This is a genomic window from Flavobacterium branchiarum (assembly GCF_030409845.1).
GTDB classification, from domain to species: Bacteria; Bacteroidota; Bacteroidia; order Flavobacteriales; family Flavobacteriaceae; genus Flavobacterium; species Flavobacterium branchiarum.
The window spans coordinates 241121-263990 of record NZ_JAUFQQ010000005.1 but is presented as its reverse complement, the minus strand read 5'-3'; the positions used below and the strand labels follow the sequence as shown (position 1 = coordinate 263990).

The following is a 22870-nucleotide window of genomic DNA, read 5'->3' as shown; positions in this document are numbered from 1 at the left end:
CAGCTACTTTTGGTAGTGAGGATCGTTTTTTTTTTATGTTTTTAGTGCCTAATTACGTTTAAGGATTTTGTATTGTTCATAACAACCGCTTATGGCATCCATTATTTGTAAATCGTTTGCGCCTTGTATAAATGAATCAGAATAATTGCAACGCTTTAAAATCTCAGGTATTTCTTCTTTGCTTATTCCAAGTAGTACAGATACAGTTTCTCTGTCAAATTTAGATTCTAACAGATTACGAACAGTATCGTCTTTTTTCATTTCCTTAAGCTTTCTTAATTCCTTGGGGTTTTTACCAAAAAAATTATAAAGAACATCGGTTGGATTGAAAATAGATCCAAGTACTTTTCCAAAAGCATTAGGAGAGTATTCTCCAGCCTCATAGCCTTGAGTTAGTCCAGAAATACTATAACGGTAATTTTCTTTTGAAGGAATTAATTTTGAGTCAACTTCTAGGTACCCAGTTAAGTTAAAAGGTCTTATTACAATTTCTTCAAGTGCAATAGCTTTTTCAGTAAGCTGAATTTTAGTGACTTTATTTTTTATCCAGTCATTGGTTACACGAATTCTTAAGGATTGAAATCCTAAAATAGAGAAGTGTAAGGTATCATTTGGCTGAACATCAATTTCAAAATACCCTTTTATGTCAGATGTAGCACCTCTTACTTTGTTAAGATTGATGATGTTTACGTTAGATAGAGGGAGTTTTGTGTTGTCGTTAACAACGTAACCAGATACGCGTTGAGGATGCTCAGTCTCTTGAGAAAACGCGGCTGTGGATAGTACTAAAAATAAGAAGACTACAAAATATTTCATAAACTGATTTAAGACTCTAAAAGTAGTAATCAGGATTGAATATTTTGTAGTCTTCTGGTATTATTATCAGAAAATTAACAAAGAGAATTAATCTCTTCTTGGTCTTCTTGGTCTAGATGAATCACCAAAGCTTTCAGAACGTCTAGGAGCTCTATCAGAACCACCTTCGTTTCTTGGAGCAGAGCTTCTAAAACCACCTTCACGTGGAGCAGAGTTTCTGTCGCTTCTAAAACCACCTTCTCTTGGAGCAGAATTTCTGTCGCTTCTAAATCCACCGCCAGAACCTTCTCTTCTTGGTCCAGAACTTCTTCCGCCACCAAAACCACCACCAGAATTTCTTCCGTTATGGTCACGTCTTCCACCACCATCATTTTTAGAAATTTCAACATTAATTCTACGTCCTTCTAATTGAACGTTGTTTAATACTTCCATTACTTTTTCAGTGTGCTCAGGGTCAGTGTTAAAGAAAGAGAAACCTTCTTTTACGTCTACTTTGAAAACGTCATCACGACCTAAGTCTAATGTTTCTTTCAAGTAATCTTTTAATGACATCCAGTCAAAATTGTCTCTTGATCCAATGTTAACAAAGTATCTAGTTGCACCACCATTGTTGTTTGGTCTTGCGCTACCATCTCTATCATCACGTCTTTCAGAACCTGCAGATTGATTAGTGATATCTCTGTTCTTTTTGTAATAAGCAATAAAACGGTTAAATTCAACAGAAACCATTTTCTTGATTAATTCTTCTTTTGTAAGTCCTTCTAAAACATTGTTAATAGCAGGAAGGTAGTTGTCAATTTCGTGATCAACTTCAGTATCTTTAATCTTATTTGCTAAGTGCAATAATTGAATTTCGCAAATTTCGATTCCAGAAGGAATAGTTTTCTCTTCAAATTTTTGTTTGATGATTCTTTCAATTGAAGAAATTTTACGTAATTCACTTTTAGTAACAATTACGATAGAAGTTCCTAATTTTCCAGCTCTACCAGTACGACCAGAACGGTGATTGTATGTTTCAATCTCGTCAGGTAATTGGTAGTTTACAACGTGAGTCACATTGTCAACATCAATTCCACGTGCAGCAACGTCAGTAGCAACAAGCATCTGAATTTGTCTTCCACGGAAAGATTTCATTACACCATCACGTTGTGCTTGAGATAAATCTCCGTGCAACGCAGCAGCGCTATATCCATCTTCAATTAATTTTTCGGCAACAGCCTGAGTATCTCTCTTAGTACGACAGAAAACTACAGAGAAAATGTCTGGATTAGCATCAGCTAAACGTTTCAAAGCCTCGTAACGGTCACGTGCGTTTACTAAGTAAAATTCGTGAGATACAGTCGAAGAACCTGAGTTTTTAGCTCCAACAGTAATTTCTAATGGGTCGTGCATGAATTGTTTTGCAATTCTAGCAACCTCTTGTGGCATAGTTGCAGAGAACAACCATGTGCTTTTTTCGTCTGGAGATGTAGATAAGATGTTTACGATATCTTCGTAGAATCCCATGTTTAACATTTCGTCAGCCTCATCAAGAACACAATAGTTGATTTGAGAAATGTTTACCAATCCTCTGTTAATCATATCTTGCATTCTACCTGGAGTAGCCACAATAATTTGCGCTCCTCTTTTTATGTCTCTAGCTTGTTCTGTAATACTTGCACCACCGTAAACAGCTACTACGTTAATACCTTTTTCGTATTTAGAGTAGTTTTTAATTTCGTTAGTAATTTGCAAACAAAGCTCGCGTGTTGGAGATAAAATTAATGCTTGTGTATTTCTATTGTTGGCATCAATTTTCTGAATTAGCGGAAAACCAAAAGCTGCCGTTTTCCCTGTCCCTGTCTGAGCCAACGCAACCATATCTGTGTCTTTTTCCAATAATAGGGGAATCGCTTTCTCCTGTACTTCGGTCGGATTCTCAAATCCTAGATCTAAAATCGCCTTCAGTAACGATTCACTCAATCCTAATTGTTCAAATTTATTCATATGTATTTTTAAAATAGGGTGCAAAATTACTGTTAATTATTCAGATAAACTAATGCTATTTTAAGAATTATGTATTTATTAAGATTTGATTATCAAATAGTTATATTTATGTGTTGTTATTCTGTAGTCATTTTTTTAGAAATTGAAGCAAAAAAACGTCTTGAAATTTAAAATTTACATTATAAAATGTTGCATTTTAAACAATTATTAAATTATGTTCAAAAAATCGATAAGTTGCTGTGTTGCTTTTGCGCGATGGCTAATTTCATTTTTGATATTTAGCGGTAATTCAGCAAAAGTTTCTTGATATCCTTCAGGTTGAAAAATAGGATCATAGCCAAAACCTTGACTGCCTTTTTTGTCGTGAGTAATTTTTCCATTAGCAATTCCGGTAAATAAATGTTGCTTTCCGTTAAGATTTAATGCAATGACCGTTTTAAAATTCGCATTTCGATCAGAAGCATCGCTTAAAGCACTCAAAACCTTATTCATATTGTCATCAGAATTGCGTTGTTCTCCGGCATATCTAGCTGAATAAACTCCTGGTTCTCCGTTTAAAGCATTTATTTCAAGTCCAGTGTCGTCAGCAAAACAGTCGTAACCGTATTTTTTAGTAACATAATCGGCTTTAAGAATAGCATTTCCTTCTATTGTATCTGCAGTTTCAGGAATATCTTCATGACAGCCAATATCTTCCAGGCTTAGTACTTTTATACTACCATTAAGAATGCTTTGTATTTCCAGAATTTTATTTTGATTGTTCGAAGCGAAAACGAGATTCATTATATATAGGTGTTTAATTAAAAAAGGCTTACACAAAGTTACAACGTTTTAATGAAACTTTAATTTTACAGTAGATTTTTTGTAGCTTATCCTGCTGTCTATTTAATCTTTTATGGAATCCCGATAGCTATCGGGACCGCCATGAAAGGATGCCATTTCTTCCGATAGTTATCGGAACAGGACTAAAATGACCTAGTATTATTTAGAACATTTGAGTCCTCATTTAAATTCTAAAATTTGGTTGAATATTTTTTGTGGGGTTACTGTCTGTAAAAATTATTGTGTATGAAATGGAATTATATTATGTTTGAATTAATGATTCATTAACTGAACTAAAAAAAATATGATAAAGAAAATAACCCAAGTTTTATCTATCATTGCTATTGTAGTGTTATTAGCAAGTTGTAAAAACACCAAGCAAAAACTTCAGGAGTATGTTACCACTTATAATAGTACTGCAGCAACTTTTAAAGCAGAACATGTAACACTTACTACAGCCAGAGGTTATATAAATGATAATAAAGTCGAACTGCGTTTTGAAACTAATTTGCCAGAAAACGATTCCAATAAAGTAGTTGCTAGCTTGGCATTTCCTAAGCTATTGAAAGAAATGATAAACAAAAATCAAATTCCTAAGGAGTTAATTAAAGAAGGAGTACAGTTTGATGCTTATTTCTTGGCAAATGATAATACTGTTCTTAATAAAGAGGTATTGAATAATGAAACTTTAGACGTTTTATTGAAGTAACTATTCAGAGCTATTAATTAGTTTTGTTTGAAATAAAAAATCCTCTTTGTGAATATTACAAAGAGGATTTTTGTTTTTAGCGTTTAGTAACGCTTGTTAAGTTATCTGGGAAATAGAGTTCAGATAAATTAGTAAACTCATCACCACGCATAAAGATATTGATATCAACATCTGAGAAACGTGTTTTACCCGATGCGGCTAATAATTCATTTGCCGAGTGTAATGTGTTTTTATGGAAATGATATACACGATCAGATTTATCTGTAACTACTAAACCTTTCATTAGCATTTTGTTTTGAGTAGCAACTCCCGTTGGGCATTCGTTATTATGGCAACGTAGTGCTTGAATGCAACCTAGTGAAAACATGAAACCTCTAGCGCTATTACACATATCAGCACCAAGAGCTACGGCATGTAGTATAGAGTATCCAGAAATGATCTTTCCACTACCAATTACTCTCATTTTATCTCTTATATTTAAGGCAATCAGTGTTTTATTTACAAAAATTAATGCAGGTTCAAATGGCATACCAACACCATCTGCAAATTCTAGCGGAGCAGCACCAGTTCCACCTTCGGCACCATCTATAGTAATAAAGTCAGGGAAACAATCTTCAGCGATCATTTCATGACAAATCTCTTCAAACTCTTTAGTGTTTCCAATACAAAGTTTAAAGCCAATTGGTTTTCCTTCTGATAATTCACGTAAACGAGCTACAAAATGAACTAATCCTTTTGCATCAGAGAAAGCACTATGACTAGGAGGTGATAAAATTGTAGTATGTGGTTCAACACCTCTTATTTTTGCTATTTGCTCAGAATTTTTACTTGCAGGAAGTACACCACCATGTCCTGGTTTAGCTCCTTGCGATAGCTTAATTTCTATCATTTTTACATTTGGCAATATTGCTTTTTCCTTAAATTTTTCTCCATCAAAGTTTCCATTAGCATCACGACAGCCAAAATAACCAGTACCAATTTGCCAAGTAACATCACCACCACCAGCAAGATGAAATTCTGTAAGACCACCTTCGCCTGTATTTTGATAGAATTTTCCTTTTTGTGCACCTATATTTAAGGCTCTAACGGCATTTTCGCTAAGAGAACCAAAACTCATTGCAGAAATATTTAGTAATGAAGCAGAATATGGTTGTTTACAATCTTTTCCTCCAACGAGAACACGAGGTAACTCTTCGTTTACTTTTGCTGGGAAAATAGAATGTTTTATTCCTTCATAACTATCATGATTAAGATTTAACTGCGTTCCAAAAGGAGAGCTAGAATCTATATTTTTGGCTCTTTGATAAACTAAAGAACGTTGATTTCTTGAAAAAGGCTTGCCATCAGTAGATCTTTCTATAAAATATTGTTGAATTTCTGGAGCAATCATCTCAAAAAGATATCTAAAATAACCAAGAACAGGAAAATTGCGTAGAATTGCGTGTTTTTCTTGTTTGGTATTATAAATTCCAATTACTAATAATATAGGTAAAATGATAACGAGTAAAAAACCACGACCAGAATAAAGGTAAATTGCGGCAACGACTAGAAACAATAAGATTCCGTAAATGAAGAATTTTTTTCTCATGTTTTTTAATATTTAGTTTAAATGTGGGAAGTGCTAAATTGTGAGGTGGCTAGCTGTATCTCAAGCGAACGTAATTGTGTTTGATTCCTTTTTTATCTGAATCTCTCTCATCAATTTCAAGAATATCAGTTAAGGATTTTAGCATTGGAGTTAATTTAGAAAAACCATAGTTTCTTGGGTCAAATTCAGGTTTTTTCTTTACTAAAAGATTACCTATATCTCCTAAGAATGCCCATCCGTCATCGTCACCAATTGCTTCAATTGTGTCTTCGATGAGTTCAATAGTTTGTAAATCGATTTTATTTAATGGTTTTTCAGTTTGTTTCTCAATTTGCTTACCATTTGGTTTTTCAACTGGTTTTTTAGAATCAGTAGTTGTAGGTTTTGGATCTTTCTTTTTAATAGCACCATCCAAAACTTCAATGTATATAAAACGATCGCAAGCTACAATAAATGCACTTGGTGTTTTCTTTTCACCGATTCCAATTACTTTCATACCAGATTCACGCAATCTAATTGCTAATCTTGTAAAATCACTATCGCTGGAAACAATACAAAAACCATCTAATTTTCCAGAATATAGTAAATCCATGGCATCAATAATCAATGCAGAATCCGAAGAATTCTTACCTACAGTGTAACTATATTGCTGAATAGGGGTAATGGCATGTTCTAGTAAAACACTTTTCCAGCCATTTGCATTGGGTTTTGTCCAGTCGGCATAAATGCGTTTTGTTGTCGGAGTACCAAATTTAGTAATTTCCTCCATCATACCTTTTACATTACTATAAGGTACATTATCAGCATCGATAAGTACAGCGAGTTTTAATTCTCTATTGCTATTTAAGGACATTTTATGGGATTTAGAAAATTATAATCTACCAAAGGTAAAATTTAAATTCGTTTTTATGGAAACTTACTTTATAATATGTGTTTTGAGATAATTAAATTATTCTGGTTATAAATAAGGTTTTTTATTTAAAAAATCTATTAAAGATAAATTTGTCTTTTAATAACTTTTTAAATATATTTGTATAAAATATAACCAACCAATCTATGTTTTCAAAAGCATGCGAATATGCGATTCGTGCCTCAATATTTATAGCGACTAAATCTTCCCAAGGAATTCGTGTTGGGATAAAAGATGTGGCCAAAGAAATTGATTCTCCAGAACCGTTTACAGCCAAAATAATGCAGATTTTAACCAAAAATGGCATTATAGATTCTGCAAAAGGAGTAGGTGGAGGGTTTGAGGTTTCAAATGTTGCTATTAAATCGATTAAATTAATCCAGATCGTTGATGCAGTCGATGGAGATAGTATATATATGGGTTGCGGTATTGGATTAAAAGAATGTTCAGAATCGCATCCTTGCCCAGTTCACAATGAGTTTAAAGTTATACGTGGGTTATTATTGGATATGCTCACAACTACGACTTTAGAAGAGCTTGCTTCTGGGGTTAAATCAGGAGAATTTTTCTTAAAACGATAAATAAAAACAATTAATATTAAAACAATTTAAATACTTAAAAATGAATAAAAAAGTCAAAATTTCGATTGTAATGCTAATGGGATGTTTAGCAATTACTTCTTGTGGTAAAAAAGAAGCAACTCCAACTACAGAATCTACTGAGATGAATGAAACAACAACTGATTCAGAAGGACAAACTGATGCAGTAAGTAATGTTTTGGTTATTGAAGGAAATGATCAAATGCAGTTTAACACTAAAGAACTTAGAGCAGTAGCAGGAAAACCAATCACGTTAACATTAAAACACGTAGGTAAGATTCCTAAAGAGGCTATGGGACATAACTTAGTTATTTTACAAGAAGGTACAGATGAAGCTGCTTTTGCTGCTAAAGCAATTGAAGCTAAAGATACTGACTATATTCCAGCTTCTGAAAAAGCTTCAATCGTTGCACATACTAAATTAATTGGTGGAGGAGAAGAAGATACTATTGAATTTACTGTAGATAAAAAAGGAACATACAATTTCCTGTGCACTTTCCCAGGCCATGTTGCTATGATGAAAGGGGTTCTAATTGTTGAATAATTAAAGAACTCTAATCCTAATTTATTGGGTTAGAGTTTTTTATTAAACTAATAAAAGATAAAATTGTCTTTTATGTAAAAAAAATAAATATAATATATGAAAAGAGAAAAAAAATTATGGATTGCGTTTTCTTTGGTAATGGCTATATCCTTTGCAGTTTTAGGATATTATGGTTACGAGATTTATCAGCAGGCACCACCAATTCCTAAGCAAATAGTTTCAGATAGTGGAAAACTGATTTTTTCTGAAGACGAAATTAAAGACGGGCAGAATGTTTGGCAAAGTATAGGAGGTCAGGAAGTGGGATCAATATGGGGGCATGGTGCTTACGTAGCTCCCGATTGGACAGCCGATTGGTTACACCGTGAAGCAATGTTTATTCTAGATAAATATGCGCAAGAAGATTTCGCTAAGGAATTCAAAGACTTGGATGAAGAGCAACAAGCAGCGTTAAAGATACGCCTACAAAAAGATGTGAGAGCAAATCGCTATGATGAAAACTCACAAACGCTTACCATATCCGAAAATAGAGTTGAAGCTATTAAGTACTTGAGTAAATATTATGAAGGACTTTTTACCAATGATCCAAAATTTGATAAATTAAGAGAAGAGTATGCTATTCCTAAAAATTCAGTAAAGGAAGAAGCTAGAATGCATAAAATGAATGCCTTTTTCTTTTGGGCTACTTGGGCTACAGTAACAGAACGTCCTAATTCTGATATTTCATACACGCACAATTGGCCAGCGGACGACTTGGTTGGTAACGTTGCCACAAAAGAACTACTTGCTTGGTCGGGTGTTAGTATTATTTTATTGATTTTCTGTATTGGAATTCTAGTGTTTTATCATGCTAAATCGGGTGAAGAAGAAGAATTTCCTTTACCAACAAAAGATCCAATAATTAATCAAGGAATGACACCATCGATGTATTTGATTAAAAAATATTTTTGGGTGGTGAGTTTATTAATGATTATTCAAATGGCTTTAGGAATAGTCACAGCGCATTATGGCGTTGAAGGAAATGCATTATATGGTATCCCAATAGACCAAATTTTACCTTACGCAGTTACAAGAACTTGGCATACTCAATTGGCTATTTTTTGGATAGCAACGGCATGGTTGGCAACCGGATTATATATTGCTCCTGCAGTTTCGGGTAAAGATCCTAAATTTCAGTGTTTTGGAGTGAACTTCTTATTCATTGCTTTATTGATTATTGTTTTAGGTTCAATGGTAGGACAATGGTTTGGGGTAATGCAAAAATTAGACTTGGTGCAAAATTTTTGGTTTGGACATCAAGGTTATGAATATGTAGATCTTGGACGTTTTTGGCAAATATTCCTTTTAGTTGGATTGTTCTTATGGTTAGCATTAATGGTTCGACCATTGATTCCAATTATTAAGAAAAAAACAGAAGAAAAAAATCTAATCATTTTATTCTTAATTTCTTGTACAGCCATTGCCATGTTTTATGGTGCAGGATTAATGTGGGGAAGACAAACAAATCTTGCTATTGCTGAATATTGGAGATGGTGGGTTGTTCATTTATGGGTAGAAGGTTTCTTTGAAGTATTTGCAACGGTTGTTATTGCGTTTTTATTTGTTCGATTAGGATTGTTAAAAACGAAAACGGCTACTTTAAATGTTCTATTTGCAACTATTATCTTCATGGCAGGTGGTATTCTAGGAACTTTTCATCACTTGTACTTCTCTGGAACTCCAACAGCAATTATGGCGTTAGGAGCTTCGTTTAGTGCACTAGAAGTTGTACCACTTACATTAATTGGTTTTGAAGCATATCAAAATTACAAAATGTCAAAATCTACGCAATGGATTATAGATTATAAATGGCCTATTTATTTTATGATTGCAGTAGCATTCTGGAATTTCCTTGGAGCTGGTGTTTTCGGATTTATAATTAATCCACCAATTGCACTTTATTATGTACAAGGTTTAAATACAACACCACTTCATGCACATACAGCACTTTTTGGGGTTTATGGCATGTTAGGAATTGGTTTAATGCTTTTTGTATTAAGAAGCTTATATAGAAATATTACTTGGAACGAGAAATTACTTAGGATCACTTTTTGGTCATTAAATATAGGTTTGTTTTTAATGGCAGTATTGAGTTTGCTACCAATAGGAATTTGGCAAGCTATCGAAAGTATTGATCATGGAATGTGGTACGCACGTTCATCAGAGTTAATGCAACAACCTACAATGATTACCTTAAAATGGATGCGTGCTATAGGAGATTCTATTTTCGGAATAGGAATCGTAACTACAGCTTGGTTTGTATTTGATTTGACATTAAAAAATAAAAGAAAATAAAAAATAAATTATGGAAAATTTACAAAATAAAACAATTGGAGCATTTGTAGCTGAGGATTTTAGAACAGCGGCAGTTTTTACAAAATATAAAATCGATTTTTGTTGCAAAGGAAATAGAACCATTACTGAAGTTTGCGAAAAACAAGAAATAGATTCTAAAGTTTTACTCCGAAAAATTAAAGAGTCATTATTGATAGAAGGAAATAATAAAATTGACTTTAATTCTTGGCCATTAGATTTATTAGCTGATTATATCGAAAAAACGCATCACCGTTATGTAGAGGATAAGTCAGTTATCATCATGCAATTTTTAAATAAGCTTTGTAGTGTTCATGGCGCTAACCATCCTGAGTTGTTTAAAATAAATGAGCTTTTTACTGAATGTGCAAGTGAGTTGGCGCAACATATGAAAAAAGAAGAATTAATGTTATTCCCTTTTGTAAAAAAAATGGTAAAAGCAAAAGAAACAGCAGGAGATTTAATGCAACCTCCATTTGGAACAGTATCGAATCCAATTGCAATGATGATGCATGAGCATGATACAGAAGGGGAACGCTTTCGCGAAATTGCCACCCTAACAAATGATTATACTGCGCCAAGTGATGGATGTACTACTTATAAAGTGACGTTTGCAATGCTGAAAGAATTTGAAGGAGATTTGCATACACATATTCATTTAGAGAATAATATTTTATTTCCTAAAGCAATGATGCTAGAAAAAGAGTTTTCTTAAAATCCAGAATGCATAATAATTAGAAAATGCACCGATAAATTAATTAATATCGGTGCATTTTTATTGCTATAATTTTACAATAAGATTGTTTTAAACTACTTTTAATTTAAATAAAAATGAAATTGTTATCTAGAATGGGTTCCTATAAAAGTTGGATACTATGTTGCTTCTTTAACTTTTTGATTGCCTCACTAATGGGGTTGTTAATGCGTTATCTCTATTTGTTTCCATTAAACATAAATTATAGTTTTCTACTGCATGCACATTCTCATGTAGCAATGTTAGGTTGGGCATATTTGATGATTTATGTTTTAATTGTTCGTTTCTATCTCCCAAAAGAAAAAAGTAATAAGCCTGTTTACAATCGGTTATTTTGGATCACAGAGTTTACAGTTATCGGTATGATGATTTCTTTTCCTATCCAGGGATATGCTTTGTTTTCGATTGTATTTTCTACCCTGCATATTTTATTAAGTTATTTTTTTTGTTGGCAGATTTGGAAAGATGGTTTTCAGGACAAAACAAAAGATCATAAACTCTTATTAGTAGCAGTTTTATTTATGATCTTTTCAACTTTTGGAGTTTGGTGCTTGGGTCCAGCAGTAAGTATGCTAGGAAAGCAAAGTGCTTTTTATCAAATTGCAATTCAGTTTTTTCTGCATTTCCAGTTTAATGGCTGGTTTCTATTTGCAGTTTTGGCTTTGTTTTTAAAACAATTTGAAGATAAAATTGAAAAAAATAGCTTTAAAATATTTTTTAGTCTACTTATCGTAGCTACATTTTTAACTGTAGCATTTCCTATGAGTTGGTATCTCGAAAACAGGATGTTAAAATGGGTTAATGCTTTTGGAGTTATCTTGCAATTGGTTGCTTTTATCTATTTCTATAAAATGCTAAAGCCAAAAATAGAATGGTTTAAAGCAAGTTTAGAACCAATTACTAAAACCGTTTATAGCTTGGCTTTATGTTCGTTATTCTTGAAAATCAGCATACAATTATTGGTTCTTATTCCTGATTTAGCCGAAGTTTCACATCAAATAAGAAGTTTTATAATTGGTTTTATTCATTTAACAACTTTAGGTATAATAACGGGTTTTTTGTTTGGAGTGTTATTACAACATAAGTTGCTTTCAAATCAATCTAGTTTATTGCAGGTAGGAGTGAAGTGTTTTGTTTTCGGATATATAGTAACCGAAGTACTATTGTTTCTTCAAGGAGGCTACCTCTATTTTGGTAAAGGAGCTCTTTATGGGTATTATGAGGGAATCTTTGGAACGAGCGTTTTTATTGTTTTGGGATTAATCTTGATTATTGCATCAATGCTAAAAACAAAAAAACAAGAGTCGATTAATTAAAATCTTCCCTTGTTTTTTACGAATTAAATTAACCTATTTAATTTTTTCTGCTTCCAGATTTATTCTGTCAATCGTTTTATCATTGTTTACGCCTAAACCTTCTTGTTGGTAAACTAACTCTCCATCAGAATTAAAAACACTTATAATGTTAGAGTGTGAAAAATCAATAGGAGATATTTTTTTATAATTTACAGCAAGAATAGCGGCAAATTCACGGGTGTTTTCCTCCGTAGAGCGTAAGAAAATCCATGGATCATTGTCCATTTTGTTAGCAATAGCAAAAGCTTTTAGTTTCTCAGGAGTATCATTTTCGGGATCAATGCTTACTAATATGAGCTTTACATTTTTCTTAGTTTTTGCATTTAATCGAGATTCAATATTCCTCATATCGGCAACAAGTCTAGGGCAAGCCGCTTTACAAGTGGTGTATATCATGACCATAACCAAAACATTTCCTCTCAAGCTTTTTAATTCGATATCTTTCCCGTCTTGATTTGTCCATTGCGACGGTAAATTGTAAATAGATAAATCGCTAATAGGCTTGTCTTTTATGTCTAATGCACTGGTTTTTTTTTTAGAATCTTTACAGCTTTGTAATGTAAATAGAAGTATAAAGATTGCGATTACAGTTTTTTTCATTTTTAAATGATTTAGAATTATAGTTTTGTTGTGCTAGCGCATCGAAAGCCTAGGTTTCTAGTCGAATATTGTGCCTTAAGGCTTCCTCTAAAAGCATAACGCATAAAAGCAGCATAATCCATTAAGTCACTCGCATTTACTGAGGCACCACCACAAAAAAGATTTTTGTCATCACTTTTATCTTTTCTAGATTCTCCAGACAAAAAAATGCTATTAAAATCAGAGGTCCATTCCCATACTAATCCATGCATGTCATAAACTCCCCAATAATTTTTGAATGTTTTCCCAATTGGATTTTCATATGTTTTCGTTTTCTCGTACCAAGTCAAAATGTATTTATTAAATTCGGCTTTGGTTCTGGCATCAATTTTTTTCTCATCAGCCATAGCAACATATTCCCATTCATCCATGGTAGGCAATCGTTTGCCTTGGCATTCACAATATTTTTTTGCAGCAAACCAAGAAACGTTTGTTACGGGAGCTTTAGGATTTGAATTCCCAAAATCAAAATCACTCTTCCAATAAGATAGATAGCTTTTATCTGCGAAAATTCCTTTTATCTTAGATTTACTATAGCTAGGGTTCTTTTTGATAAAAACCAAAAACTCACTATTGGTAACAGGATAAACATCTATATAAAATGATTTTACAGAGACAGGTGTTTTTTCTGTAGCCCCATAAAGAGGGACAAAAGAGCCCTCTTTTATTGGAACCATTTTCGATTCTTGTGCGCTCATCATTCCCCAATAAGCCAAGAAAAGAATAGTAATAAATGTGTGTTTTTGCATAATATTGCTGTTGTTATCTTAGCGATTTTACCATTTCTGGAGTAACATCTGTTTTGTTATTTCCCCAGCTGTTGTAGATGTAAGTCATAACATTTGCTATTTCGTCATCAGTTAAGTTCTGGCTGGGCATAACATTGTTATATTTTTTACCATTCACTGTTATCTCTCCGCTTAAACCATGTAAGATTGTTTTAATCGCTCGTTTTGGGTCAGAATTAAGATAATCTGATTTTGCAAGAGGAGGGAAAGTGCTTGGTATTCCTTGCCCTTCTGATTGATGACAAGCAAAACATGTTGTTCCAAAAATTTGTTTACCAATTTTTACTTTCTCTGCTACAGTTCTTTTAGGTGTTACTGTTTTAGCTGCTCCGTTATCTGGCATTTTTTGAATTGTTCCTCCTTCAGGCAAGTAAATACCTTCTTGAATGGTTCCAGAATAGATGTTCTTATGTTCGGCACCTTCAACTTTCAATATTCCCAAAGCACCTTTATTGAATGCTCTAAAAATAGAGTGGTCAACCAATATAAAATCTCCTGGAGTTTCAACTTTAAAATCAAGTATAGCTGCTCCCCCAGCTGGAATTAGTGTAGTTTGAACATTTTCATTAATCATACTTCCGCCTTCAACATGAACTTTGTCAAATATTTCACCGATAACATGAAAAGAAGAGACTAGATTAGGACCACCGTTACCAACAAACAAACGCACCGTTTCTCCAACTTTAGCAGTAAGTTCACCTCCATTAGTTAACGAACCTACTTTTCCGTTAAATACGACATAATCAGGTGTTTCTTTTACCGCTTTATTCATGTCAAAAGGCTGAAGACCTTTGGCTCCATATTCACCTTGAGTATAAAAATCACCTTGCATAACGTAGTATTCTTTATCAACAGGAGGAAGTCCACCTTCAGGCTCAACAAGAATCAAACCGTACATTCCGTTTGCAATGTGCATTCCTACAGGTGCAGTAGCACAATGATAAACGTATAATCCAGGATTAATCACCTTGAAATTAAAAGTTTTTTCATGACCTGGAGCGACCAATGATGAGGTTGCCCCACCACCTGGACCTGTAACAGCATGTAAATCGATGTTGTGTGGTAACTTATTATCAGGATGATTCTTTAGGTGAAATTCAACTTCGTCACCTACACGAGTTCTGATAAAACTTCCCGGAACAGAGCCACCAAATGTCCAATAAGTGTATTTTACACCATCTGTCATAGTTCCTTCTTGCTCTCTAATTTCCATACTTATTTTTAATTTCATAGCTCCTCTATCACCAACAGGTTTAGGTACCATTGGTGGGGCTGTAAGCTCAGCTTCCATTTCTCCACTGGTTTCGATGTTGGTGTAATTGGTTGAACTTTCTTCTTTTTTGCATGAAGCTAAGAGCGTCACAGCAAAAATTGCACAAAAAAACACTTTCAATTTTAATGGCATTTTGTATTTTCTTTTCATGATAAATTGGTTTTGTTTTAGTTTTAAAATCTTTATACAAAGATAAAAGACAAAACTGTCTTTTATTATGATAAAAATCATGAAATACAGATTATTTATTCAGGAAATTTGTATTGTTATAATTTCAATAGTTGTGTCTTTGAATTGGAGTTTAAGAGCCATTTATTTTTTTGAATATTGATATTCAGATTATTTTTCAAGAAAAATAGAAGGAAACTTTATTTTAGAATAATAATCATTATTTTTGCACGCTGTTTAAAATTAAAATTATTACTTCAAAATATATTTATGGTAAAAGATTTATTCGAAAGAATTCAAAACAATAAAGGACCATTAGGAAAATGGGCTTCTCAGGCTGAGGGTTATTTTGTTTTCCCTAAATTAGAAGGTGAACTTGGTCCAAGAATGCAATTTGGTGGAAAAAATATTTTAAACTGGAGTTTGAATGACTATTTAGGTTTAGCAAATCATCCAGAAGTACGTCAGGCAGATACAGATGCGGCAATCAAATTTGGTGCTGCTTACCCAATGGGAGCTCGTATGATGTCAGGACACACAGAATACCACGAACAATTAGAAAATGAATTAGCAGCTTTCGTAATGAAAGAATCTGCTTATTTATTAAATTTTGGTTACCAAGGAATGGTGTCTATCATTGATGCTTTAGTAACTAAAAATGATATCATTGTTTATGATGTAGATTCTCATGCTTGTATTATTGATGGTGTTCGTTTGCATATGGGTAAACGTTTTACATACAAACACAATGATTTAGAAAGTATGGAAAAAAACCTGCAACGTGCTACAAAAATGGCTACGGAAACAGGTGGTGGTATTTTGTTTATTACTGAAGGTGTTTTTGGAATGCGTGGGCAACAAGGAAAATTGAAAGAAATTGTTGCAATGAAACAAAAATACAATTTCAGATTATTGGTAGATGATGCACACGGTTTTGGTACACTTGGTAAAACAGGAGCTGGAGCAGGTGAGGAGCAAGGAGTTCAAGATGATATTGATGTTTACTTCTCTACTTTTGCAAAATCAATGGCTAATATTGGTGCTTTTGTAGCTGCTGATAAAGACATTATCGATTATTTAAAATACAATTTACGTTCTCAAATGTTTGCAAAGGCATTACCAATGATTCAAACTGTTGGTTCTTTGAAACGTTTAGAATTGTTGCGTAATCACCCAGAATTAAAAGATAAACTTTGGGAGAATGTTAATGCATTACAAAACGGATTACGTTCAAGAAACTTCAATATTGGTGATACAAATACATGTGTAACGCCAGTTTATTTGCAAGGTAGTGTTCCTGAGGCAATGGTTATGGTAAATGATTTAAGAGAGAACTACGGTATTTTCTTGTCAATTGTGATTTATCCAGTTATACCAAAAGGAATTATTTTATTAAGAATGATACCTACAACTTCTCATACTTTATCAGATATCGATGAAACTCTTACTGCTTTTGAAGCAATTCGTGAGAAATTAGAAAACGGTACTTATAAAGAAATCGCTAGTAGAACTACAGTTGATTTAGATGCATAGTTAAAACCAAATATTCATTTTTTGAATACGTGGGAATTATATAAAGAAATCCATTCGTTATGCGAATGGATTTTTTTTTGTCTAGTTTTTAATTTAGTATATTTAACATTCAAACTTTTAAACAGAATGATTATGAAAAAAATAATAGCAATAATAGGAGTTCTTACATTAGTATTGGTTTCTTGTAAAAGGAATAAACCAGAAGAAATTGTTCCTAATACAGTAGAATCTGGATTGATTAAAGAATCTGTTGGTAAGCAATGTTTTGAGTTAGTGACCAACAAGGATACAATTACAATGACTTTAAATACAAATTCGCATAATGAAGTAAATGGAGAATTAGTGTATAAAATTTACGAAAAGGATAAAAACGTAGGAACCATAATCGGAAACATCAAGGGAGATACGCTTATTGCTGATTATACTTTTAAATCTGAAGGGGTATCATCAATAAGAGAAGTCGCTTTTTTGAAAAAATCAGGAGCTTTTATAGAGGGATATGGTGATTTGATAGAGACAAATGGTAAAATGGTTTTTAAAGATAAAAAAGGCTTGAAATTCGATACTAAAATGACCTTATCAAAAGTAGATTGCAAATAGGTTTGATGTTAAAAAAGAAATCCATTCACAACTGTGAATGGATTTCTTTTTTTTATAAATCTTTACGGAAAGTAGCTCTTCGTTTGTGGATAACAGGATCAAAATGCTTCCATAAATTATGTATGGCCACATTATCTGATAATTCTGGAGTTCTGTAGCAATTAACAATACCTTTTTCTTTAAAAGTATGGTAGTACTCATTAAAGATAATCGCAGTTACAGCTTTGTTTTGATAGTCAGGATGAACTCCGATAAGGTAAAAAATCATATCCTTACTGTGATTTTTTGCTTTAAGCAAATGAAGGAATCCAAATGGAAATAATTTTCCTTTTGTTTTCTGTAAAGCTTCAGAGAAAGAAGGCATAACGATGCTAAAAGCAACAATGTTATGGTCTTTGTCTTCTACAAATTTTATAAACTCAGGATTGATAAAGCTAATGTACTTTTTCTTGAAATACTCTTTTTGGATATCGGTTATTGCTACAAATGAAGATAAAGAAGCATAAGATTCATTAAATAAATCAAACATTTTATCCACATGAGGCATAACCTCTTTGGTTGTCTTAAAATTAAGTGGTTTTAATTGGTATCTTCTCTTAACTAAATCATTTGCTTTTTCAAAATGTTCAGGTTTTACATTAGCAAAAGGAAATTTACTTTCATCGTAATTTTTTTCTACTACATAACCCAATTGTTCAAAATGAGTTGCGTAATAAGGATGATTGTACCATGTAATCATAGTTCCTATTTCATCAAAACCTTCAGTTAAAACACCAACTTTATCTAGATTTGAGAATCCCATCGGACCTTCAACATGTTCAAGATTGTTTTTTCGACCTAATTCATATACTTTTTCAAGTAAAGCTTTGGTAACTTCAATATCATCAATAACATCAAACCAACCAAAACGGACTTTCTTTTTTTGTTGATTATTAACTTCACTCCAGTTAATTATGGCAGCAAGGCGACCTACGATTTTATTGTTTATTAAAGCCACGTAAAAAGTAGCTTCTGCATTTTCGAAAGCTGGGTTTTTAGTTTTGTCAAAAGTTTCTAATTCATCAGCAATAATTGGTGGAACCCAATATTTATTGTCTTTATATAATGAAAAAGGAAATTTTATAAACTCGGTTAACTCTTTCTTTGTCTTTGCTTCTTGTATTGTAATCATTAAGATTGTATTATATATTTTGAAAAAATCTCTTTCTTGAGATTATGTTAATTTGCTAGTAGTCGGTTTTACTCAAAAGTAGATTTACGTTTTTGCTCTATTTTAATTGAGTCTTCTTCAGCTTCTTTCTTTTTGCTTTTTTTGCCGTTTTTACTGCTTTTACCTTTTTTATTCTTTTTACCCTTTTCGTCTTTAAATCTCATTTGAACTTCTTTATACTTGGCGTCATAACGCCAAGAAAATCCAACGCCACCATATAAAATAGAAGGAGTGTCTTTAAAGTTTGTACTCACAGATGCATCGATTTGCATGTTTTTGTTTAGCAAGTAAGCGGCACCACCTCTAACGATGCAATCACTGTAAAAATCACTCTTATAACCTTGATTTTCTACAAAACCAGACCATTTGTCGTTAAAACCTCTAGTAAGTGTAACTACGTATCCATAACTAGGATAGTCGGTAGTAATGTAATCGGCAATAATATTGGTTACAAATACCCATTTTCCATCACCCAAGTGATTTTGAGTAATCAACATGATTTTTGGAGAAATACTAGACTTATGTGTAAAAGAATAGGGATTTCCAGCAAAAGTAAAATTAGCTCCTGCAAAAATCGAAACTGCTGGAACTAATTGACGCCAGTTAAATCTTTGATTGCCTTTCCAACTGTAAATGTTTATCTTTTTTTCATAGTTTTTAAACGGATCGTAGATAAGGTATTTTGCTCCTAATACAGTCTGTTTAAAATCATTTTTCTTATAACTGACAAATGGAGTAGAATAATCTTCCATTTGGTACTGTATGTCAGCAATAAGCTCTAATTGCTCACGAAAAAGCCCCCAACGAAGCGTTAAGTCAGTTCCGAGACCACTTGCTTTATAATCTAATAAATCGTGTTTTTCGTTAATTCCGTAAACCCCAATTTCGGCTTGAATGACTGATTTACCAACTGAAAAAGCCGACATAGTTTCGCCTGGTCGGTTAGAATTGATAACATCGGTATGTTGACCGAAAAAAAGATAAGGGGTTAAAAAAACGCTGGAAATAATTAAGTTTCTGATTTTGAACATATTATTTTTTTTAGTTAAAAAGTAATAACGCTTTTCAAATGTACTATATTTTATTATTTATTTAAGATGGATATTTTAATTTTGAAGAATGGATTTGCTATTTTTGAAAAAAAATATATGATTATGCAAACAGCATCTTTTTCAGGTCTTATAAAAGCGATTTTTTACATGATTGCTTTTTATTACATTTTTAGATTCTTGGCAAAATTATTTTTACCTCTTTTAATGAAAAAAGTGGTAGATAAAGCAGGAGAGAATTTTCAAAGACAGCAGCAACAATATACACAGCAACAACAAAATAATTCTTGGAAAAAAACAAGAACAAATGATGAGGTGTTATATGATAATGTTAATGCAAAGAACCCGCGTGAAACCAAAAAAGTTGGTGATTACGTTGATTACGAAGAAATAGATTAGATTTGTAATCGAACAATAGAATTTCACCCATAACCAAACCCTACAAAATTGAAACTAATAAATAAGCTTTATCCGCATGCCCTTGTTATATTGGGATTCGTACTCGTTTCTTTAATTTATTTTTATCCTGTATTACAAGGAAAACAGATTTTTCAATCGGATATTGCGCAATATACCGGAATGGCAAAGGAACAAAATGATTTCAGAGCAACTGAACATTCTGAACCTTATTGGACAAACTCGGCTTTTGGTGGGATGCCAACGTATCAATTAGGAGCTAATTATCCACATGATTATGTAGGGCAATTAGATGATGCTTTACGATTTTTACCTCGTCCAGCAGATTACCTATTTCTATATTTCTTAGGTTTTTATGGTTTACTATTGGTTCTAAAGATCGATCCGCTTAAAGCTTTTATAGGAGCATTGGCTTTCGGTTTTTCTACTTATTTAATTATTATATTAGGAGTTGGGCATAACGCCAAGGCACATGCTATTGCATATATGCCATTGGTTATCGCAGGATTTATACTCGTATTTCAGAAAAAATATATTCTCGGTGGGTTACTCACCATGTTTGCGGTTGCTTTAGAAATTAATGCAAACCACTTTCAAATGACCTATTATTTATTAATTTTCTTATTGATACTTTCAGGTTATTTTGCCTTTAATTTTATCAAAGAAAAAGAATATAAGTCACTTTTAGTCTCGCTTGGAGTTTTAGCCGTAGCTGGAATTTTTGGTTTAGGTGCGAACGCTACCAATTTGATGGCAACTACTGAATATGCAAAATTTAGTATTCGTGATAAAAGCGAATTGACTTTTAATCCAGACGGATCTAAAAATCTTACAACTGCTTCAATGACTACAGACTATATTACTGAATATAGTTATGGAATTGCTGAAAGCTTTAACTTAATTGCACCAAGGCTTTTTGGAGGTTCTAGTCACGAACCAGTGGGTACTGATAGTAGAATGTACGAATTTATGCTAGAGCAAGGAGTTCCAGAAGGACAAGCTCAAGATTTTGTTTCGGCAATGCCAACTTATTGGGGAGATCAACCTATTGTATCTGCGCCAGCTTATATTGGTGCTGTTGTTTTCTTCTTGGCAATTTTAGCTTTATTCATTGATGATAGAAAAATAAAATACGTCTTCTTCTCAGGAGCAATGGTAGCTTTGGTACTCTCTTGGGGTAAAAACCTTCCAATAGTAACCGATTTCTTTATTCATTATGTTCCATTATATGATAAATTTAGAGCTGTTTCTTCGATACAAGTAATCCTAGAACTTTGTTTTCCAGTTCTTGCAATTATGGGATTACAATCTTTCTTTAAATTAAAAGAAATAGATCCTAAGTTACAGCAAAAAGGATTAGTTCAAACAGGGGTGTTTAGTATCGGTGTTATATTAATATTGGTCTTGTGTAAAGGCATGTTTAATTTTTCAGGTGCAAGTGATAGTTATTTCTTAGAGAGCTACGGACCTGATTTTGTTGATGCGCTAAAAGATGATAGAAAAAGTTTATATTCTGCAGACTTGTTGCGTTCAGGATTTTTTATTGTAGTTACTTTTGGAGTTTTATGGCTGTTTATCAAGAATAAATTTGCTCAGAATACAGCACTTATTATAGTTGGACTTTTAATGATTTTTGATTTATTCTTTATCGATAAAAAATATGTTTCGGCTAAGGATTTTGTTAGCCCTGTGCAAATAGCAGCTCCTTTTCAGGAAACACCAACAAATACTCAAATATTAAAAGATACTTCTGTTTACCGTGTGTTTGATGTTCAAGGACAATTACAAGGAAGAACTTCTTATTTCCATAAAGCAATAGGAGGATATAGTGCTGTACGACCTAGAAGAATGCAACAGTTATTTGATTATCAGATTTCTAAAAATAATTTAGAAGTTCTTAATATGCTTAATGTTAAGTACGTTATTCAGGTTAATAAGGAAGGACAAGAATTCCCAACTATAAATCCTGATGCTAATGGTAATGCTTGGTTTGTTAGAGATGTGAAATTAGTTAATACAGCCGATGCTGAAATGAAAACTTTAGAGCATTTGGATACTAAAAATGTAGCAGTCTTTAATATTCATGATCATGGATCTAAATTTAAAAGTGCTCGTTTAAAGAAAAAATGGGATCCAAACGGAACGATTAAATTAGACATTTACAAACCAAATTATCTTAAATATACATCAGAAAACTTAAACGATGGTTTAGCAGTATTCTCTGAAATATATTATGAAAAAGGATGGAATGCTTATATCGATGGTAAACTTACAGATCATTTTCCAGTAGATTATGTTTTAAGAGCCCTTGAAGTTCCTGGAGGTAAACATACTATAGAATTTAAATTTGAGCCAGAAGTAGTTAAAACAGGTAGTATGATTGCACTTTTTAGTTCAATAGGTATGCTAATTCTTTTAATAGGAGGTATTTATTTTGAAAGAAAGAAATCGATTAGCGTTAAATAATCTGATTTTAGTTTATTAATGAGCACTTCAAAGATTCTTAAAATATTATTTTTTGTCTTTTTAGATGTAGTTATATTTATCTTATGTGGTTTTTACATGATGGGATATGATGACTTTTATAATGATAGTCAAGGAGAATATTTCAGTCTGACAAGTATGGATGCCAAATATAAAGTTGTTTGGGTTTTTTATAACTTATGGGTCTTTTTAAATTGTGTACTTTTGTTGTATGTTTTATTAAGAATGTTGAAGTGTAGAAATTTAATTAATTTTTGTAAAAGTGGAAACTAAT

20 protein-coding genes are annotated in these 22870 nt (G+C 32.6%); 10 read left to right on the top strand and 10 right to left on the bottom strand.

The annotated features are described in order from the left end of the window. Nucleotides 1–48 precede the first annotated feature (48 nt). From QWY99_RS13185 to QWY99_RS13175, 3 genes are all read right to left on the bottom strand, one after another. On the bottom strand, nucleotides 49–816 hold the full coding sequence (locus QWY99_RS13185; protein ID WP_290265943.1) for a carboxypeptidase-like regulatory domain-containing protein: 768 nt from the start codon (nucleotides 814–816) through the stop codon (nucleotides 49–51). Nucleotides 817–903: 87 nt separating this feature from the next. After that, entirely contained in the window at nucleotides 904–2802 is a 1899-nt protein-coding gene (locus tag QWY99_RS13180) for a DEAD/DEAH box helicase (RefSeq protein ID WP_290265942.1), read from the bottom strand. Between the two features lie 207 nt (nucleotides 2803–3009). After that, nucleotides 3010–3585: a non-canonical purine NTP diphosphatase gene (locus QWY99_RS13175; protein WP_290265941.1), complete on the bottom strand. Its 576-nt coding sequence runs from the start codon at nucleotides 3583–3585 to the stop codon at nucleotides 3010–3012. A gap of 343 nt (nucleotides 3586–3928) precedes the next feature. Between QWY99_RS13175 and QWY99_RS13170 the strand changes: the two genes are divergently transcribed. Then, entirely contained in the window at nucleotides 3929–4333 is a 405-nt protein-coding gene (locus QWY99_RS13170) for a hypothetical protein (RefSeq protein ID WP_290265940.1), read from the top strand. A gap of 76 nt (nucleotides 4334–4409) precedes the next feature. On the opposite strand, the gene QWY99_RS13165 is transcribed toward QWY99_RS13170, so the two are convergent. Both QWY99_RS13165 and QWY99_RS13160 read right to left on the bottom strand, forming a co-directional pair. Then, the gene (locus QWY99_RS13165; RefSeq protein WP_290265939.1) at nucleotides 4410–5921 is read right to left on the bottom strand and encodes an FMN-binding glutamate synthase family protein; all 1512 of its coding nucleotides are present in this window, start codon (nucleotides 5919–5921) and stop codon (nucleotides 4410–4412) included. A 49-nt stretch (nucleotides 5922–5970) separates the two neighbouring features. Then, nucleotides 5971–6774, bottom strand: a complete 804-nt coding sequence (locus tag QWY99_RS13160; protein WP_290265936.1) for an NYN domain-containing protein — start codon at nucleotides 6772–6774, stop codon at nucleotides 5971–5973. 203 nt (nucleotides 6775–6977) lie between these two features. Between QWY99_RS13160 and QWY99_RS13155 the strand changes: the two genes are divergently transcribed. The 5 genes from QWY99_RS13155 (at nucleotide 6978) to QWY99_RS13135 (ending at nucleotide 12396) form a co-directional block, all read left to right on the top strand. Beyond that, on the top strand, nucleotides 6978–7412 hold the full coding sequence (locus QWY99_RS13155) for an RrF2 family transcriptional regulator (RefSeq protein WP_290265934.1): 435 nt from the start codon (nucleotides 6978–6980) through the stop codon (nucleotides 7410–7412). A 40-nt stretch (nucleotides 7413–7452) separates the two neighbouring features. Continuing rightward, on the top strand, nucleotides 7453–7974 hold the full coding sequence (gene azu, locus QWY99_RS13150) for an azurin (protein WP_290265933.1): 522 nt from the start codon (nucleotides 7453–7455) through the stop codon (nucleotides 7972–7974). A gap of 96 nt (nucleotides 7975–8070) precedes the next feature. Then, the gene (locus tag QWY99_RS13145; RefSeq protein ID WP_290265931.1) at nucleotides 8071–10308 is read left to right on the top strand and encodes a nitric-oxide reductase large subunit; all 2238 of its coding nucleotides are present in this window, start codon (nucleotides 8071–8073) and stop codon (nucleotides 10306–10308) included. 10 nt (nucleotides 10309–10318) lie between these two features. Further along, nucleotides 10319–11041: an iron-sulfur cluster repair di-iron protein gene (gene ric / locus QWY99_RS13140; RefSeq protein ID WP_290265930.1), complete on the top strand. Its 723-nt coding sequence runs from the start codon at nucleotides 10319–10321 to the stop codon at nucleotides 11039–11041. Between the two features lie 116 nt (nucleotides 11042–11157). After that, complete coding sequence (locus tag QWY99_RS13135; RefSeq protein WP_290265928.1) at nucleotides 11158–12396, top strand: hypothetical protein; 1239 nt, start codon at nucleotides 11158–11160, stop codon at nucleotides 12394–12396. Between the two features lie 33 nt (nucleotides 12397–12429). Here the strand turns inward: QWY99_RS13135 and QWY99_RS13130 are convergent, their stop codons facing one another. The 3 genes from QWY99_RS13130 to nirK are packed head-to-tail and all read right to left on the bottom strand — an operon-like array spanning nucleotide 12430 to nucleotide 15267. Next, on the bottom strand, nucleotides 12430–13035 hold the full coding sequence (locus QWY99_RS13130; protein WP_290265925.1) for an SCO family protein: 606 nt from the start codon (nucleotides 13033–13035) through the stop codon (nucleotides 12430–12432). A gap of 17 nt (nucleotides 13036–13052) precedes the next feature. Next, nucleotides 13053–13823, bottom strand: coding sequence for a formylglycine-generating enzyme family protein (locus tag QWY99_RS13125; RefSeq protein WP_290265923.1), 771 nt, complete (start codon nucleotides 13821–13823; stop codon nucleotides 13053–13055). A 13-nt stretch (nucleotides 13824–13836) separates the two neighbouring features. Continuing rightward, nucleotides 13837–15267 carry a copper-containing nitrite reductase gene (nirK, locus tag QWY99_RS13120; RefSeq protein WP_379690355.1) on the bottom strand — a complete coding sequence of 477 codons (1431 nt, stop codon included), beginning with the start codon at nucleotides 15265–15267 and terminating at the stop codon, nucleotides 13837–13839. A gap of 306 nt (nucleotides 15268–15573) precedes the next feature. On the opposite strand from nirK, the gene capB reads away from it, so the two are divergent. Together capB and QWY99_RS13110 are read left to right on the top strand one after the other, a co-directional pair. Further along, complete coding sequence (gene capB / locus QWY99_RS13115) at nucleotides 15574–16836, top strand: cysteate-C-fatty acyltransferase (protein ID WP_290265921.1); 1263 nt, start codon at nucleotides 15574–15576, stop codon at nucleotides 16834–16836. Between the two features lie 132 nt (nucleotides 16837–16968). Beyond that, nucleotides 16969–17436, top strand: coding sequence for a hypothetical protein (locus QWY99_RS13110; RefSeq protein ID WP_290265920.1), 468 nt, complete (start codon nucleotides 16969–16971; stop codon nucleotides 17434–17436). Nucleotides 17437–17488: 52 nt separating this feature from the next. On the opposite strand, the gene QWY99_RS13105 is transcribed toward QWY99_RS13110, so the two are convergent. Both QWY99_RS13105 and QWY99_RS13100 read right to left on the bottom strand, forming a co-directional pair. Then, the gene (locus QWY99_RS13105) at nucleotides 17489–18607 is read right to left on the bottom strand and encodes a GTP cyclohydrolase (RefSeq protein WP_290265918.1); all 1119 of its coding nucleotides are present in this window, start codon (nucleotides 18605–18607) and stop codon (nucleotides 17489–17491) included. A 68-nt stretch (nucleotides 18608–18675) separates the two neighbouring features. Continuing rightward, entirely contained in the window at nucleotides 18676–19677 is a 1002-nt protein-coding gene (locus tag QWY99_RS13100) for a transporter (RefSeq protein WP_290265917.1), read from the bottom strand. A 66-nt stretch (nucleotides 19678–19743) separates the two neighbouring features. On the opposite strand from QWY99_RS13100, the gene QWY99_RS13095 reads away from it, so the two are divergent. Together QWY99_RS13095 and QWY99_RS13090 are read left to right on the top strand one after the other, a co-directional pair. Then, complete coding sequence (locus QWY99_RS13095; RefSeq protein ID WP_290265916.1) at nucleotides 19744–20094, top strand: DUF4834 family protein; 351 nt, start codon at nucleotides 19744–19746, stop codon at nucleotides 20092–20094. 48 nt (nucleotides 20095–20142) lie between these two features. Then, the gene (locus QWY99_RS13090) at nucleotides 20143–22578 is read left to right on the top strand and encodes a YfhO family protein (RefSeq protein ID WP_290265915.1); all 2436 of its coding nucleotides are present in this window, start codon (nucleotides 20143–20145) and stop codon (nucleotides 22576–22578) included. Nucleotides 22579–22870: the final 292 nt, after the last annotated feature.

Coding starts and splice junctions, on each gene's coding strand:
- QWY99_RS13185 (WP_290265943.1), bottom strand. CDS start 816: ATGAAATATTTTGTAGTCTTCTTATTTTTAGTACTATCCACAGCCGCG.
- QWY99_RS13180 (WP_290265942.1), bottom strand. CDS start 2,802: ATGAATAAATTTGAACAATTAGGATTGAGTGAATCGTTACTGAAGGCG.
- QWY99_RS13175 (WP_290265941.1), bottom strand. CDS start 3,585: ATGAATCTCGTTTTCGCTTCGAACAATCAAAATAAAATTCTGGAAATA.
- QWY99_RS13170 (WP_290265940.1), top strand. CDS start 3,929: ATGATAAAGAAAATAACCCAAGTTTTATCTATCATTGCTATTGTAGTG.
- QWY99_RS13165 (WP_290265939.1), bottom strand. CDS start 5,921: ATGAGAAAAAAATTCTTCATTTACGGAATCTTATTGTTTCTAGTCGTT.
- QWY99_RS13160 (WP_290265936.1), bottom strand. CDS start 6,774: ATGTCCTTAAATAGCAATAGAGAATTAAAACTCGCTGTACTTATCGAT.
- QWY99_RS13155 (WP_290265934.1), top strand. CDS start 6,978: ATGTTTTCAAAAGCATGCGAATATGCGATTCGTGCCTCAATATTTATA.
- azu (WP_290265933.1), top strand. CDS start 7,453: ATGAATAAAAAAGTCAAAATTTCGATTGTAATGCTAATGGGATGTTTA.
- QWY99_RS13145 (WP_290265931.1), top strand. CDS start 8,071: ATGAAAAGAGAAAAAAAATTATGGATTGCGTTTTCTTTGGTAATGGCT.
- ric (WP_290265930.1), top strand. CDS start 10,319: ATGGAAAATTTACAAAATAAAACAATTGGAGCATTTGTAGCTGAGGAT.
- QWY99_RS13135 (WP_290265928.1), top strand. CDS start 11,158: ATGAAATTGTTATCTAGAATGGGTTCCTATAAAAGTTGGATACTATGT.
- QWY99_RS13130 (WP_290265925.1), bottom strand. CDS start 13,035: ATGAAAAAAACTGTAATCGCAATCTTTATACTTCTATTTACATTACAA.
- QWY99_RS13125 (WP_290265923.1), bottom strand. CDS start 13,823: ATGCAAAAACACACATTTATTACTATTCTTTTCTTGGCTTATTGGGGA.
- nirK (WP_379690355.1), bottom strand. CDS start 15,267: ATGCCATTAAAATTGAAAGTGTTTTTTTGTGCAATTTTTGCTGTGACG.
- capB (WP_290265921.1), top strand. CDS start 15,574: ATGGTAAAAGATTTATTCGAAAGAATTCAAAACAATAAAGGACCATTA.
- QWY99_RS13110 (WP_290265920.1), top strand. CDS start 16,969: ATGAAAAAAATAATAGCAATAATAGGAGTTCTTACATTAGTATTGGTT.
- QWY99_RS13105 (WP_290265918.1), bottom strand. CDS start 18,607: ATGATTACAATACAAGAAGCAAAGACAAAGAAAGAGTTAACCGAGTTT.
- QWY99_RS13100 (WP_290265917.1), bottom strand. CDS start 19,677: ATGTTCAAAATCAGAAACTTAATTATTTCCAGCGTTTTTTTAACCCCT.
- QWY99_RS13095 (WP_290265916.1), top strand. CDS start 19,744: ATGGATATTTTAATTTTGAAGAATGGATTTGCTATTTTTGAAAAAAAA.